The organism is Aquimarina macrocephali (assembly GCF_051627225.1).
Classification (GTDB): Bacteria; Bacteroidota; Bacteroidia; order Flavobacteriales; family Flavobacteriaceae; genus Aquimarina; species Aquimarina macrocephali.
Window position 1 is genome coordinate 476,122 of the sequence record NZ_CP151795.1, and the last position, 15,126, is coordinate 491,247.

General features: G+C 32.0%; 12 protein-coding genes. 3 read left to right on the top strand and 9 right to left on the bottom strand.

Annotated elements, in window-relative coordinates; genetic code table 11:
* Positions 1–2: 2 nt before the first annotated feature.
* The 5 genes from AAFU52_RS02120 to AAFU52_RS02140 form a co-directional block, all read right to left on the bottom strand.
* Positions 3–407 carry a curli production assembly/transport component CsgF gene (locus AAFU52_RS02120; protein WP_025666674.1) on the bottom strand — a complete coding sequence of 135 codons (405 nt, stop codon included), beginning with the start codon at positions 405–407 and terminating at the stop codon, positions 3–5.
* 147 nt (positions 408–554) lie between these two features.
* Complete coding sequence (locus AAFU52_RS02125) at positions 555–1,283, bottom strand: CsgE family curli-type amyloid fiber assembly protein (RefSeq protein WP_438425075.1); 729 nt, start codon at positions 1,281–1,283, stop codon at positions 555–557.
* Between the two features lie 18 nt (positions 1,284–1,301).
* Positions 1,302–1,823, bottom strand: coding sequence for a hypothetical protein (locus AAFU52_RS02130; RefSeq protein ID WP_438425077.1), 522 nt, complete (start codon positions 1,821–1,823; stop codon positions 1,302–1,304).
* A gap of 89 nt (positions 1,824–1,912) precedes the next feature.
* Positions 1,913–3,436, bottom strand: a complete 1,524-nt coding sequence (locus AAFU52_RS02135) for a hypothetical protein (RefSeq protein WP_438425080.1) — start codon at positions 3,434–3,436, stop codon at positions 1,913–1,915.
* A 336-nt stretch (positions 3,437–3,772) separates the two neighbouring features.
* Positions 3,773–5,959 carry a glutamine synthetase III family protein gene (locus tag AAFU52_RS02140; RefSeq protein WP_024770806.1) on the bottom strand — a complete coding sequence of 729 codons (2,187 nt, stop codon included), beginning with the start codon at positions 5,957–5,959 and terminating at the stop codon, positions 3,773–3,775.
* Positions 5,960–6,177: 218 nt separating this feature from the next.
* Here AAFU52_RS02140 and AAFU52_RS02145 point away from each other — a divergent pair, with 218 nt between their 5' ends.
* Positions 6,178–7,203, top strand: a complete 1,026-nt coding sequence (locus tag AAFU52_RS02145) for a glutamine synthetase beta-grasp domain-containing protein (RefSeq protein WP_024770807.1) — start codon at positions 6,178–6,180, stop codon at positions 7,201–7,203.
* Between the two features lie 97 nt (positions 7,204–7,300).
* On the opposite strand, the gene AAFU52_RS02150 is transcribed toward AAFU52_RS02145, so the two are convergent.
* From AAFU52_RS02150 to AAFU52_RS02165, 4 genes are all read right to left on the bottom strand, one after another.
* Positions 7,301–8,023 (bottom strand): LytR/AlgR family response regulator transcription factor, encoded by a 723-nt coding sequence (locus tag AAFU52_RS02150; RefSeq protein ID WP_024770808.1) that lies wholly within the window; start codon positions 8,021–8,023, stop codon positions 7,301–7,303.
* Positions 8,016–9,074, bottom strand: a complete 1,059-nt coding sequence (locus AAFU52_RS02155) for a sensor histidine kinase (RefSeq protein ID WP_024770809.1) — start codon at positions 9,072–9,074, stop codon at positions 8,016–8,018. Before AAFU52_RS02155 ends, AAFU52_RS02150 begins: the two co-directional genes overlap by 8 nt.
* 58 nt (positions 9,075–9,132) lie before the next feature.
* Positions 9,133–10,536 carry an alpha/beta hydrolase family protein gene (locus AAFU52_RS02160; RefSeq protein WP_438425083.1) on the bottom strand — a complete coding sequence of 468 codons (1,404 nt, stop codon included), beginning with the start codon at positions 10,534–10,536 and terminating at the stop codon, positions 9,133–9,135.
* Positions 10,537–10,699: 163 nt separating this feature from the next.
* Entirely contained in the window at positions 10,700–11,653 is a 954-nt protein-coding gene (locus AAFU52_RS02165; protein WP_024770811.1) for a calcium/sodium antiporter, read from the bottom strand.
* A gap of 834 nt (positions 11,654–12,487) precedes the next feature.
* Between AAFU52_RS02165 and AAFU52_RS02170 the strand changes: the two genes are divergently transcribed.
* Complete coding sequence (locus AAFU52_RS02170) at positions 12,488–14,356, top strand: tetratricopeptide repeat-containing sensor histidine kinase (RefSeq protein WP_438425085.1); 1,869 nt, start codon at positions 12,488–12,490, stop codon at positions 14,354–14,356.
* Entirely contained in the window at positions 14,356–15,099 is a 744-nt protein-coding gene (locus AAFU52_RS02175; RefSeq protein ID WP_024770813.1) for a LytR/AlgR family response regulator transcription factor, read from the top strand. The genes AAFU52_RS02170 and AAFU52_RS02175 overlap by 1 nt, the downstream gene beginning before the upstream one ends.
* Positions 15,100–15,126: the final 27 nt, after the last annotated feature.

The window sequence follows — 15,126 nt, forward strand, 5'->3', positions numbered from 1 at the left end:
AATTAATTAGGAATTATTACTTGGGATTGATCTCCAGTGCTTGTATCTAAAATATTGATTACTAACCCTTCTCCGGAAGGAAAGATTTCTATGAATAATGATCCAAAATTATACGTCCCTTCGGTAAGACCTCCTTCTCCAAATTGTTCGGTAAATAGTGTTCTTGATATTTGACTTAATAACTGGTTATTCAGATTTTCTGTAAATCTTTCTACATCCGATCTTTGATCTCTTGAATCAGTAGGGTCTGTAAATTTATTCTGAGCTTCGGCAGAACTAAGGAGCCATTGATAATTAAAGGTATCTCCTCCAAAAGCAGGGTTTACAGGCTTATATACCAAGTCTTGCCCAAAAGAAAAGCTACATATCGAGAAAACAAGAAAAAGCGTTATTAAAATTGATTTCACATGTTTAAATTTTAGTAATTATCTATAAAGCTTTATTAAGATGAAGAACATCTGTGTAACCACTATGTTCTCTCATTAAGGATTTTAAAATATTTCCTTTATGGAAGGGTTTTAAAATTTCTTAATATTCGTTTCACCTTAACTGTTTTAATACTGAAAAATATCGTTCTTCTGTTTTTTTAAATCCTTAAAATATTTATATACTTTTCGAATTGCAATTTTCGACATTTGTTCTAAATATTCCAAATCTGGTTTTCCTATAAATTCATGAATAACGTTATCTACTATTTTCACCTGAATAATAGTGCTACGACCAAAGCTTAATTTCTCATATACTCCAACAACCTTATTACCATTTATTTGGTTTAATGCATATGAAGCATAGAAAAACTCATAAAAGTCTCTTCCAGGTTTGGTTTTAGTCTCCTCTATTACTATTCCTTTTAATTCAATTCCATCATCAGATGAAATATCATCTTCTGTTGTTTCAGACTCCTGATTAACTTTTTCATTAAAAGCGAGCCTATCTTTACCTATAATCTTATCTTCTTCATAGATCAACAAAAGCAATACTATTTTATCACTCTCCTCTACACTAATTGATCCTCGTGAAAGCTCTTTACTTTCATTTGCCTCTAAAGTAAACCTTCCTTCCTGATCATTTTTAGATACATTATTATCTGCATCTGTTCTAAAGACAGTAATAGTATATTGTAAACTTTTATATACTTCTGTAGTATTAGTAGCAGTAGCAACCACAGAAATTGCATTATCAATAGTCACTGTTTTAATTTTGGCTACTACATCAGTATTTGTAAACTGGGCAAATGAAACCTGAAAAAACAAAGTCGCAAGTATGACAAGTTTAAACTTCATACTTTTATGTATCTGTTATTAAAAACTTCTAACAATTATAGTTCTGGCATCACCAGACATTTTAAATTTTAAATTCTTTGACAGTTCATTACTCCCAAATCGTTCAAAAATCAAATTATTACCTTCTTGTATGAGTTCTAAATTGGTTGATATATCAGGATTAAAAGAAAAATCAGTCACAGAATTGTTATTTCCTGTTTGTATAATTGATTTCTCTATTTCTCTGGCAGATTCCTTTATTTCTACTAGGTTTTGATCTCCTTTCTGTATTATTTTAATATCTGACGATTCTGCAAAAATAGAAGAAAGTACAACATTACTTGTTCCTATTTGTTGAATAAAAACCGCATTCACTCCATTAGAAAGCGATGACGATTCTGCTCCTACTGATAGCACATCATTAACCTGAGACAGGGCAATAAATTTATCTTGATCAGTAATCAAAAGTTGGCTTTCATCCTTTATATCTTGACTATATCCATTAGAAAAAGTAAAGAAAGTAAAAAACACCAATGTCTGTATAAGAATGGTTTTGTTCATCTTTTTCAGAATTTAAAAAAACCAAGATAAGAGTTATACTCAATTTGAGTATAACTCTTATAATGATATTAAAGTTTAGTCAAATCTAATTAATTTGAACCATTTTGAGTTACTGTAGCTCCGTTGTTTACTCCAGTTTGAAGAATCACACTAGTGTTCATATCTCCTAACTGAGTTACAAAAGTATTGTTACCTGTTCCAACCTGAGTATCTTCAGCAATATTCATATTTCCAAATTGGAAAATATCACTTGTATTGCTTGCTCCATTTTGAATTGATGTAGCCTTGTTTTCATCACCAAACTGAATTTGGCTAACAAGGTTATTTTCTCCAGCTAAATTAAATTCTGAACTTCCTTCCTGAGAAGCTTCAGCAACGTTACCATTTCCTAATTGAAGTTGTCTTGTAGTATTTTCTCCTCCAAAGTTTATAAGGTTCTGAGTAGCAGAAGCATTATTTCTATCTCCTAATTGAGTTTGTACTACAACGTTATTATCCTCTTCGTGTCTAGCAAATGCTTCGTTACCATTACCAGATTGGAATTGATCTACAAGACCACCTCTAGAAGTAAAGAATGTCCCTCCTTGTATAGAAGTTGCATTGTTACCAACTCCTGTTTGACTTTGGATAGCTGTATTATTTGCTCCTGATTGTGTTGTTGAAGCAACATTTTCATCACCAGATTGTGATTGATCAGAAATATTAGTACTTCCGTTTTGAGATGCTGTAGCTGCATTACTATTACCTTCTTGTACTTGAGTAGCTAAGTTGTCTCCTCCAAAAGATCCTAAGTTTTGCTCTGCACTTGCATCATTAGAGTCTCCTGTCTGACTTTGAAGAATAGTATTATTATCTTCTTCGTGATTAGCAAACGCATTATTTTCATCACCTGCTTGTACTTGCTCTACTCTTCCTCCTCTAGAATCAAAAAGAGTACTACCTTGAACAGAATTTGCAGTGTTACCTCCACCTTCTTGGTCTTGACTCACAGAGTTATTATTCCCCCACTGTCCTGCAGTAGCGATATTAGCGTCTCCTATTTGTGACTGTGAAGAAAGATTGTTCTGTCCTACTTGTGTGATAGATGCTACGTTAAAGTTTCCTTCTTGATTAAGTTCACTAAAGTTATCTATTCCTTCTTGACTTGAAGATCCTGAATTGCCATCTCCAAATTGAACCTGAATAGCAGTATTAGTTAATCCTTCCTGAGATACTGTAGCTTCGTTTCTATCTCCTTCTTGAAGTTGATTAGCTACATTGCCTCCTCCTTCAAATGCTAAGTTTTGAGTAGCTCTAGCAGAATTACCATTACCTACCTGTACTTGATACACCTGATTATCAGCTTCCTCGTGATGAGCGAAAGCCGAGTTCTTATCTCCTGTTTGAGATTGTTCTACAACTCCGTTACTTGAATTAAATGCGGCAGTACCTTGGATGGCCTCTGCATTATTAGCCTTTCCTTCTTGAGTTGTTAAAGAAGAATTAGTTGCCCCTACCTGAGAAATATTAGCAATATTATCGTCCCCGGTTTGAGTAACATTACTATTGTTTGACTGTGCGATCATTGCCGTAGCGCTTAATAAAGCTGCTAAGCTAAAAACTAATTTTTTCATACGTAATATATATTAAAAGTGATTAAATTGAGTTACTTCCTTTAAAATTTTACAGCACAAGAACAATAAAGATCAGAAAAATCTAATCTCCACTATTATTCAGTAAAACAAATATATTTTGGGACTTGGGGGGTATAATCAAAAGTATGACGACCATTTTGATATTATCAAATTTAGGAAAATATTAAAGCTATTATTATCAATTCCCCAACTATTCGATGAAATACATGTAAAAAAACCATAGAAAAATAGATTTCTATGGTTTTTAAAGGGTTTATCAAATATCATTTTTTCACTAAAATTTACTTGAAAAAAAAATCGTAGGTTAATTCTTACCTATCTTGTAAAGAGCAGTTCTCTATATTTTGTTAATGGCCACAATTCATCATCTACAAGTAATTCTAATTTATCACAACTATATCTGATTTCATCAAATAGAGGTTTTACTTTATCGCAATAACTAGAAGCTTTTTTCTCTAGATCTTCAAGTTTATTTGCTTTTTTACGTGCTTCGGTCATTTCATTAACCTTGGTATTAATTTTTCCAATATGCCCCGAAATCTCTTCTATGATTTCCATTTGCTCCTTAGCATACTTTTTGAAATCTTTATCATATAGCTCTTTTAGTCCAGACACATTATTTATTAGCATATTTTGATATCGTATTGCAGTAGGAATCACATGGTTTCGAGCAATATCTCCCAAAACTCTACCTTCTATCTGAATTCTTAACACATATTCTTCGACTTCAATTTCATAACGAGCTTCGGCTTCGACCTTATTCATAACACCCATTTCTTCAAAAAGCTTCAGGTTTTTCTTAGAAACCTTAGCTTTTAATGCTTCTGGAGTAGTTTTATTGTTACTTAACCCTCTCTTCTTAGCTTCTTTTTCCCATTCATCGCCATACCCATTTCCTTCAAAAAGTATATTTTTAGATTGTTTTATATACTCTCTTAGCACATTAAATATCGCTTCGTCTTTTTTGAGTTCTTTTTTATCAATTAATGTATCAACTTCTTTCTTAAAATCTACTAGCTGTTTAGCCACAATAGTATTAAGAATTGTCATTGGATTTGCACAATTTGCTTTGGATCCTACAGCTCTAAATTCAAATTTATTTCCAGTAAAAGCAAAAGGAGAGGTTCTATTACGGTCTGTATTGTCTAATAAAATCTCTGGTATTTTTCCTACGACGTTTAATTTAAGATCTGTTTTTTCTTGTGGAGATAATTTCCCATTGGTAACTCCTTCTAATTCTTTAAGCACAGCTGTTAATTGTTCTCCTATAAATACAGACATAATAGCTGGTGGCGCCTCATTAGCTCCAAGGCGGTGATCATTACTAGCCGAAGCTATACCTGCTCTCATTAATTCCTCATTTTCATTAATAGCTTTAATAGTATTGATGAAAAAAGTCAAAAATTGAAGGTTACTCATCGGCGTTTTTCCTGGGCCTAATAAATTTACACCAGTATTTGTTGCTAAAGACCAATTATTATGCTTTCCCGAACCATTTACTCCTGCAAACGGCTTCTCATGTAATAACACTTTTAAGTCATGTCTCGCTGCCACTTTATCCATAACATCCATTAATAAAGAGTTATGATCAACAGCCAGGTTCGTTTCTTCATATATAGGAGCTAACTCAAATTGATTAGGAGCTACCTCATTGTGCCGTGTTTTAACAGGAATACCAAGCAGCATACATTCTGTTTCTAAATCCCTCATATAATCCAAAGCTCTGATAGGGATGCTTCCAAAATAGTGATCGTCTAATTGTTGTCCCTTTGCAGAAGAGTGACCAAGTAGTGTTCTACCCGTCATAACGATATCGGGTCTGGAGAATGCCAATGCACTATCAATCAAAAAATACTCTTGTTCCCAACCCAAAGAAGCATTAACTTTCTTTACATTCTTGTCAAAATATTTAGCAACTCCTGTTGCGGCATTATCCACGGCTTGTAAAGCTCTTAATAATGGCGTTTTATAATCAAGTGCCTCCCCTGTATAGGCAACAAAAACAGTTGGAATACATAATGTGGTACCATAAATAAAAGCAGGAGAAGTAGGATCCCACGCTGTATATCCTCTAGCTTCAAAAGTATTACGAATACCTCCATTAGGGAAAGAAGATGCGTCTGGTTCTTGTTGTACCAATTGCCCCCCTCCAAATTTTTCGATTGCTTGCCCATTACCTGTGGTTTCAAAAAAGGCATCATGTTTTTCTGCCGTAGCCCCTGTTAATGGCTGAAACCAATGTGTATAATGTGTCACACCTTTAGAAAGTGCCCATTCTTTCATCGCCGATGAAATCTGATCAGCAATCTTGCGATCAATTTTAGAACCATGCTCTATGGCATCCATTACACTACTATACGCATCTTTGGTAAGATACTGCAGCATTGTTGTTTGATTAAATACATTGTTACCAAATAATACAGATCGACGTTCTGTTTCTGTAACTATAACAGGTTTACGATGTAACGTTTCTTTTAGTGCTTGAAATCTGAGTGTTGACATAATTAAGTGAGTTTTATACAAAGATATAAGAAGTTTCTATTGATAATATAAAAAATATTTTCTTTCAAAATTAATAATTATTAAAAACACCCCCTAAAAAAATAGGGTATCAATAAAAATTAGTACAAATATAATTATATACCCCCTAATTTTTTGGTAATACCAAAATATAAATTAATTTTACCCCTTGTAACAATTCAATTTATAAAGTATTAATTATGAGTAAAGCTAAATTAGAATACATTTGGCTAGATGGTTATAAACCAACTGCTAACTTAAGAAGTAAAACAAAAATTGAAGAAAACTTTAGCGGAAAGCTAGAAGATTGCCCAATGTGGTCTTTTGATGGTAGTTCTACAAGACAAGCAGTAGGTGGTTCTTCTGATTGTTTATTAAAACCTGTTGCTATATATCCTGATCCTGCAAGAAAAAATGGATATCTGGTAATGACAGAAGTTTTAAATTCTGATGGAACACAACACGAATCTAACGCAAGAGCAACAATCGATGATGATGATAATGATTTTTGGTTTGGTTTTGAGCAAGAATACTTTATTATGGATTCTAAAACACAATTGCCATTAGGATTTCCTGTTGGCGGTTACCCAGGTCCACAAGGTATGTATTACTGCTCTGTAGGAGGTAGAAACACACATGGAAGAGATTTTGTTGAAGAACATGCTGATTTGTGTATTGCTGCCGGACTTAACTTTGAAGGAATCAACCAGGAAGTTGCCAGTGGGCAATGGGAATTTCAACTGTTTGCTAAAGGAGCTAAAAAAGCCGGAGATGAAATATGGATAGCTCGATATTTATTAGATCGTCTTACTGAGCATTACGGATATTATATAGAATATCACCCTAAACCTATTAAAGGGGATTGGAATGGTTCTGGTATGCATGCAAACTTTTCTAACGAAGTATTAAGAACTTGTGGTTCTAAAGAAGTTTATGAAACTATTTGTGAAGCATTCAGACCTCTTACCAAAGAACATATTGCTGTGTACGGTGAGTTTAACGACCAACGATTAACAGGTGAACATGAAACACAGTCTATACATGAATTCTCTTATGGAATATCAGACAGAGGAGCATCTATAAGAATTCCTATTATTACCGTAGAAAAAGGATGGAAAGGTTGGCTAGAAGATCGTCGACCTGCTTCTAACGGTGATCCATATAAAATTGCTGCTAGAATTGTAACCACTGTTAAAACAGCAGATCTTGCAGCTGTAATGGTATAACAATTTATTGTATGTAATTTAACTAACTAAGTTGATTAACCACCAAAAACACCTTTAGAAATTTCCTAAAGGTGTTTTTTTATTGCATTTATATAAATTACAATCCTAATTGCTCTCTAAATTTGATAGATTGTCTTCTGGATATTTCTATTTCTAAATCTGAACCCATATTAACTTTTAACTTACCATTAAACCAAGGAACAACCTTTTCTATAAAGTTAAGATTAATGATTTGTTGTCTGTTGGCTCTGAAAAAAGTTTTTGCAGGAAGTTTTTGCTCTATTTGGTTTAGAGATTTATAAATTAATGGAGCTTCTTGATCAACGTACACCCTCGTATAATTCCCGACTACTTCAAAAAGTTTTATCTCTGATATAGTTACCAACCAACATTTTTCTCCTTCTTTAATAAAAATTTGACTGGTTTCTGATAGCTTTTCTTTTGATTCTGAAGCTTTCCTTTCTTCTATAGTTTTTTGTATTTTTTCTATCGTCCTAGAAAACCTTTCTTCATTAATTGGTTTCAACAAATAATCAAACGCATTATACTCAAACGACTTAATTGCATATTCATCATAAGCAGTTGTAAAAACAACCAGAGGTACCTGATCTAGCATTTCTAATAAGTCAAAACCATTTTTTTCTGGCATATTAATATCCAGGAATAAAATATCTGGATTTGTACTTGTTATAAGTTCATACCCTTGATCCACATTTTCGGCTTCGCCAATGACCTCTACAAAAGGATACTTTTTAAGCAACTCTTTTAATTCATTACGTGCTAAACGTGAATCTTCGACAATAACAGCAGTATTACTCATCTAATGGTATTTTTATTCTGGCAACTACTTCATTACCTTCTTCTTTCAATTCAAAAAAAGATGTTGCACCATACAACAACCGTAGTCTTTCTGATATATTTTGAAGCCCAATTCTTGTAGTAGACCCACTTTCTTTTAGCTCTCCTGTATTATGTACCTCAATTTGCAAGTTATTATTTTCTGTCCTTATTTTTAAAGACACTACCCCTCCTCCAATTTGATTAGAAACCCCGTGTTTTATAGCATTTTCTACTAACATCTGAATCAACATAGGAGGAATCTCTATATCTAATATACCTTCCTCAATTTCTTCATGATACCGCAATCGCTTTTCTAATTGAATCTTTGACAATTCGATATAATTATTAACGATCTCAATTTCTTCTTCAAGAGTTATTTTATCTACTTTGTTACTATTTAATGAATACCTTAATAATTCTGATAATTTAGTAATCATTTCTCGGGATTTATGCACATCTTCTAGCATTAACGCCCTAATATTATTAAGGCTATTGAACATAAAATGAGGGTTAATTTGACCTTTAAGCGTATTAAGTTGGGATTCTCTTAATGTACTCTTTAATTGCAAGCCTTCTACTTTTCCTTTTTGAGCTCTTAGAATTGAATTTATTGAGAAATAAAGAATCAGCCAAAAAAATAGAATCACAGAGATATTGATAAAATTGAGAATATAATCATTTAAAGATCTATCTAATTCTTTGTTTTCGATATTTACATATAATAAATAAACCAAAGCTTCTACAAATATTGTCATTGACAAACATATAAGCATGTAGATCAGAAGTATTCTAACAATTACTCTAACACTTATAATTTCTATGAGAATTTTATTTCTTATTAACAACCATAGCAACGAAGAGAACAATATTCCTGCACCGGTAAATAAGATTGCTTCAGAAACAATATAGGTTTGAGATAATGTTTTTTCATAGTTAAACTTTGTATACATAATAAGACAACCAGGAATCCCCCAACCTAAAAGTTGTAAAATCCAAAACCAGTTCTTTTTTGAAATTTTTGATGTATTCAAACTGTAATATAGTTTATCATAATTGCATAAAAACCAGGGGTTATCTAACTTTAAAAAATTAAAATCGCTTCAGAATCCATTCACTAATCATTTTCATTGCTTCTGGAGCAAAAGTTTCTTCAATATTGGGATACTCAGATTCTGAACCTGTTTTTGCCGTCTGAAATAAATGATTCAAACCTTCAATCTCATGTATCGTTACATCCTTATTTCCCGATTTTTTCAGGATAGCTTCAATTCTGGACAAGTTAAGTCCAGTTATTACCTGGCAATCTTTACTACCGTTAATCGCTAATATAGGAGTTTTTACATTTGATAAAAACTGCTTTGGATCTGTTCTAACAAAATAACGCATCCAGGGATCTTTAATGAATTCGAAAAGTTGTTGCTCTAACATTGCCAAAGGATAAGCATTCTTCATGCTATCGTCTAAAGTATTGTGATATGCAGTCATCTTTTCTCTAGACAAAGCCTTCATCACCTCTATATCCTTTTCTTTTTGAATTGATGTTAGTACAATCTCGGTAAATTTGTTATTGATTTGTATTATTTCTGGAGAAATACCTTCTAATTCGGCACTAAGTTTCATTTGTGATAATAACACGTCTTTGCCGTCAACACCAGTTCCTGCCAAAAGCACGACAAACGACACCCCTATATTTTTAGAAGCTACCATTGGCGCAATAAAACCTCCTTCACTATGACCTACAAGACCAATCTTATTTACATCAACATCATCTCTGGTTCTAAGAAATCTAATTGCAGCTTCTACATCAGACGCAAAATCGACAGAAGTTGCTCCTTTAAAAACACCTTCACTTTTTGCCACACCTCTTTCATCATATCGCAATACTGCAATTCCCTGACGAGTTAAGAAGTCTGAAAGTACTAAAAAAGGTCTATGATTAGCTGCCTTAATTTCCTCATTTCTGTTCTGAGGTCCAGATCCCGAAATTAAAACAACAACTGGCGGTTTTTTTTTATCTTTTGGTAAAGTTAGCGTTCCCGCTAGTTTAATACCACCAGCCTCTATATTCTTAAAAATAACATCAACCGACCTGTAGGGATATGGTTTTTTAGGGTCTTGTGGCCTATCTTTAGCTACAACATCACCTTTCTTTAGGTCTAAAGGGAATTTATTCCCTGCCTGATCAAAGACTCCTTTTATTTCCTGATTTTCTAACACCCCTTCGTAGACAACCTTAAATGCGCTAGCTTCGATAATGAGTTTTTGATCTACAAATGTTGTTTTATCTGCCGGAATCTCTTGATCTGATTGTTTTGGACTTTTTAAGGTAGACACATACACATCTCCTTCTTTTTTAATCTTAAAAACCATAGGAAGCTCGGTTCCCTGAACTTTAATTGCTCCATTCCAAATCCCGGTAATTTCCTGTGCATTTATTATCTGGGAAAGAAAAGCTATTAATAATCCGATTATCCATTTAACTAATGACATCATAATTAGTTTCTTTTTGATTTACAATCAAAAATATATGAACATCTACAGATGATAGTTCAAATTATGATGAATGGTAAATATGCAATGATAGATGGTAATACTATTATTATTTATCTTCTTTCTTAACAAGTAAACATGTATAACATCAATCTATGTGCGTGTTTTATTTTATAAAAACCATGGCAATAAAAATACAATATGCTCCAAAAATCAATAGCCCTTTTGGGCGTCCCAGGGTCATCTTTTTAGGCACAAAAGCCAATGGAAGTAAAATCATGGCAAAACCAAGCATCCAATAAATATTTACACTCATTAGTGTTCCATCTTTTACGGCTATAGGCTGAATTAATGAAGTTATCCCTAATACCGAAGCTATATTGAAAATATTGGATCCTATAAGATTACCGAGTGAGATTGCTTTCTCCTGTTTTAACGCTGCAATAACAGAAGCAGCTAACTCTGGCACACTAGTTCCCACTGCAATAAGAGTGACTGCTATTACGCCTTCACTAACTCCCATTCTTTTGGCAATAGTTTCTGCTCCACTCACCAATAATTCTGAACCAAAATATAATGCAACCCCACCTATGAGTAGCCAAATTATAATTTTAAAATTAGATGTTTTCTGAAGAGAATCATCTACTTCTTCTGCCGTTGCATCAGAAGATTTTCTAGCTCTTCGAATCAATATGAACAGGTATACTATTAGAGACAATAACAATACAAGTCCTTCAAACTGAGTTAAAATTGCATCATTTTCTAAAAAGAGATATAAAACAAACGATAACAGTACCATTACCGGCCAATTAAATTTATAAAAGTCCTTATCAATAGCCAAAGGACTTATTATTGCAGTAATACCCAATACCAAACCAATATTGGCTATGTTTGACCCTACTACATTACCTAAAGATATATCTGACAATCCATCCATTGCTGCTTGAATACTCACTAGCAATTCTGGAGCAGAGGTAGCAAAAGAAACTACAGTTAACCCAATAACCATACGAGACAATTTAAGTCTAAAAGACAAGGCAACAGAGGATCTTACCAAAAATTCTCCTCCCACCACAAGAAGTATAAGTCCTATAATAACGTACAATATACTGGCAACCATAAATTCTAATTTTGTCTGCGAATATACTATTATATAAAAACTTTTTTCAAAAAAACAGCATCCATATTTTAGGATGCTATTTTATATAAATTACCAAAAGTACCAGGGGTAAAAAGAAATTCTATTATTTCTTACATATCTATTTAAAAAAAGCAGGGTATTAACCTAAACTCAAAAAACATACCCTGCTTTTTAAAATCAAACTATACATATTAAAAACAGAATGCTATTAATACAGATAATTTAATACTACTCTATCATAATACTCCACTAACCATTGTACCATTTGAGCAACATTCATTTATTGTAGAACCAATGTCACATCCTGCAATTGGTATTACGAGCATATAAACTATTCTATATCCTTCATTTAAAGTTTTTTATCCATGATTTTAGTCTTCCAATAAGTGTCTACCCCAACACCACCTTACCTCATGAACACATAACTGTTCTGATTGTTGACACTCTGCCTACTGTTAGTACAATTATGATCTGCATCAAGTTATATGACCTTCTATTACTATGAAAATCTTCACATCCTCTTGACCCGTTCCCTAAATTATTATTTATAGTGACATTAAAATATATCTATATACCATAGCATGTAGCAAAACATAAATTCATCCAAAAACTAAGGTCAAATCTATATATAGTTATCATAAGTCAAATGTAGGATCAACGCTTCTAAAAATTGATCTTTAATACATGAACTGTCATTTTCATTACACAAATCGACACTATTTAACAACAAACCCTCAAAATAGATATCAGAATTAACATTAAATTGATATTAAATTCATGTTTTGTAGTTTTGCATATCAAATTATCAAAATAATGAACCCAGAAAAGATTAGATTATTTTCTCTCCCAATATTTATGTTATGGGTTGTTCTTTCTCTGGGACAAAACACCAGTAATACTACACAAAAAACAGATCAGGATTCTACATTAACCACTTTACACAAAAAATTAGCACTCTTAAAAACGACAACCAATAAAGATAGTATTGCAAAAAAAAGCTTGCGCCTTATAACAAAACATACTCGCAAAGACAGGAAGGGCACTTATACCGATGTCTTATTTGATTTAATCAGTTACTGTGAAGACATCAATAATCTTGAATGTCTAATAGAGGCATATATTTTGGTTGGAATACAATACAGAAGAAAGAATCTTTATTTAGAATCTTTAGCATATTATAACAAAGCTGAAGAATTATCTTCTAGCAATGAAAAAAGAGGTTTAAAATGGCGCATTTACACAAACAAAGGGATTTTACTTCATGAGATATTAGAAGCAAATCTTTCTAGAGAAAATTTTAAAAAGTCGTTATCCTATATTGATTCTACAAATAGTTTTAGGGAGGGTACTTCTTTTTTAAATATGTCTTCATCATTTGAGGATGTAAAAGATCACGATTCTATGATTTATTACGGAAAAAAGGCTTTTAATATATTAAAAGAGTATCCCCACAGAAAATCCCATTTTATAGCTGCAGTAAACAATCTGGCATATGGACATATTAAACAAAATGAACTGGACAAAGCTTCTGAGCTTATAACAAATCATATCGATTTAAATAAAGACAAAAAAAGTACAGATAATACTCTTCCTTCTTATTTCTATAATACTTTAGGAGAACTTAACTACAAACTTAAAAAATATAATACTGCTATTTATTATTATAAAAAATCTCTGGATACTATACACAATGAAAGCCCGCCATCAAACCTCAAAAACCTTAATAGTTTATCAGAAATTCACGAAATCAAAGGAGACCTAAAACAAGCCATCAAATACCTAAGGGCAAAAGAAAAATATTTAGAAAAGTTCGATCAAATTAGATTAAAAAGAGAAATTGCAAAATCGCAGTTTAATCCCGTTTTGCACAAAAAAAATATAATAATTACCAAACTAAAAGAAGAAAACTTAGTTACTAACAAGGAGGCACACAATACTAAGCTTATTACTCTAGGAGTTGGTGTAACAAGTCTTTTTATCATTCTAATATTTTTAGCAATTCATCAAAAAAGCAGGTTAAAAATATCATACTTAAATGAAGAGATAAGTCTAACGAGATTAAAATCTTTAAAATCAATAATGAACCCTCATTTTTTGTTTAATTCATTTAATACTCTCCAAAGTTTTATACTACAAAAAAACAAGTTCGAGGCTAGTGAGCACATGAGACAACTTTCTCAATTAATACGAAAAGTATTATCTAACTCTGAGAGTCTTTACATTAACTTTAATGACGAATTAGAGATTATAGAAACCTATGTTGAATTAGAAAATAAAAGATTTGATAATCAATTCGAATTAGAAAAAATAATTGACGAAGATCTAATAAAATTAAACCCAAGAATTCCTTCTATGATTATTCAACCTCATATAGAAAATGCTGTTATACACGGATTAGAGTGCAAAAAAATTAAAAAATTAAAGTTATCTTTTCAGAAAAAAAACAACATAATACAATGTATCATTGAGGATAATGGTATTGGAAGAAGAAAATCTGAAGAATTAAAAAAAATCGAAAAAAGAAAACACCTTTCTATTGCTTCTAAAAATACAACAGAAAGAATAAGTATACTTCGAAAGATTGGATATCAGAAAACTTCTTTACAAATAAAAGATCTTTTTGATGATCAAAATCAACCTAACGGAACAAAAATTATTATTAACCTTCCAATCATAAGTTAATGAATACTAGAACCCCACTAACATCTATTATCATTGATGATGAAAAAATGGCAAGAAATAGTTTAAAAGTTTTATTGCATAACTATTGCCCGGAAATAAAAATAATTGGAGAGGGAGAGAATTTGGCCTCTTTAAAAAAATTATTAAGTACTCATAACCCGGATCTTATTTTTTTAGATATTCAACTAAGAAATACCACTATTTTTGATCTTATTTCTAACATAGAATTATCAGATTTTAAAATTATTTTTATTTCTGCGCATGATCAATATGCTTTAAAAGGGTATAAATATGATGCAGTCGACTATCTTTTAAAGCCTGTAGACCCAGTTAAATTAAAAGAGGCTGTTATTAAGGCAAAAGGTCAAATTGAAAAAGAACGGGAGTCAGAACACAAAAGAGCAGATATATATTCTTTGCGGGATTCTCCACAGATTGTATTATCAGACACCAAAGGATCTCACATCATTAAAACCAAAGATATTATGTATTGTATCGCAGAGGGTAATTATACTTCTATTGTCTTACACGATCAACCCCAAATTGTAGTTTCTAAAAATCTGAAGTTTTTTGAAGAAAAATTAAATTCCATAAACTTTTATAGAATTCATAAGTCCAACTTAATAAATCTTAATTATTTAAAATTATTAAGTAATGATGATGGTGGACATATTGTAATGAGTGATGGGAAAATACTATCCATCTCCAGAGATAAAAAACGCAAACTTCTTAAACACATCTAGAAATCTTCAGGTGATATCTCTGTTTAC

Coding starts and splice junctions, on each gene's coding strand:
- AAFU52_RS02175 (WP_024770813.1), top strand. CDS start 14,356: ATGAATACTAGAACCCCACTAACATCTATTATCATTGATGATGAAAAA.
- AAFU52_RS02125 (WP_438425075.1), bottom strand. CDS start 1,283: ATGAAGTTTAAACTTGTCATACTTGCGACTTTGTTTTTTCAGGTTTCA.
- AAFU52_RS02145 (WP_024770807.1), top strand. CDS start 6,178: ATGAGTAAAGCTAAATTAGAATACATTTGGCTAGATGGTTATAAACCA.
- AAFU52_RS02140 (WP_024770806.1), bottom strand. CDS start 5,959: ATGTCAACACTCAGATTTCAAGCACTAAAAGAAACGTTACATCGTAAA.
- AAFU52_RS02165 (WP_024770811.1), bottom strand. CDS start 11,653: ATGGTTGCCAGTATATTGTACGTTATTATAGGACTTATACTTCTTGTG.
- AAFU52_RS02150 (WP_024770808.1), bottom strand. CDS start 8,023: ATGAGTAATACTGCTGTTATTGTCGAAGATTCACGTTTAGCACGTAAT.
- AAFU52_RS02130 (WP_438425077.1), bottom strand. CDS start 1,823: ATGAACAAAACCATTCTTATACAGACATTGGTGTTTTTTACTTTCTTT.
- AAFU52_RS02160 (WP_438425083.1), bottom strand. CDS start 10,536: ATGATGTCATTAGTTAAATGGATAATCGGATTATTAATAGCTTTTCTT.
- AAFU52_RS02170 (WP_438425085.1), top strand. CDS start 12,488: ATGAACCCAGAAAAGATTAGATTATTTTCTCTCCCAATATTTATGTTA.
- AAFU52_RS02135 (WP_438425080.1), bottom strand. CDS start 3,436: ATGAAAAAATTAGTTTTTAGCTTAGCAGCTTTATTAAGCGCTACGGCA.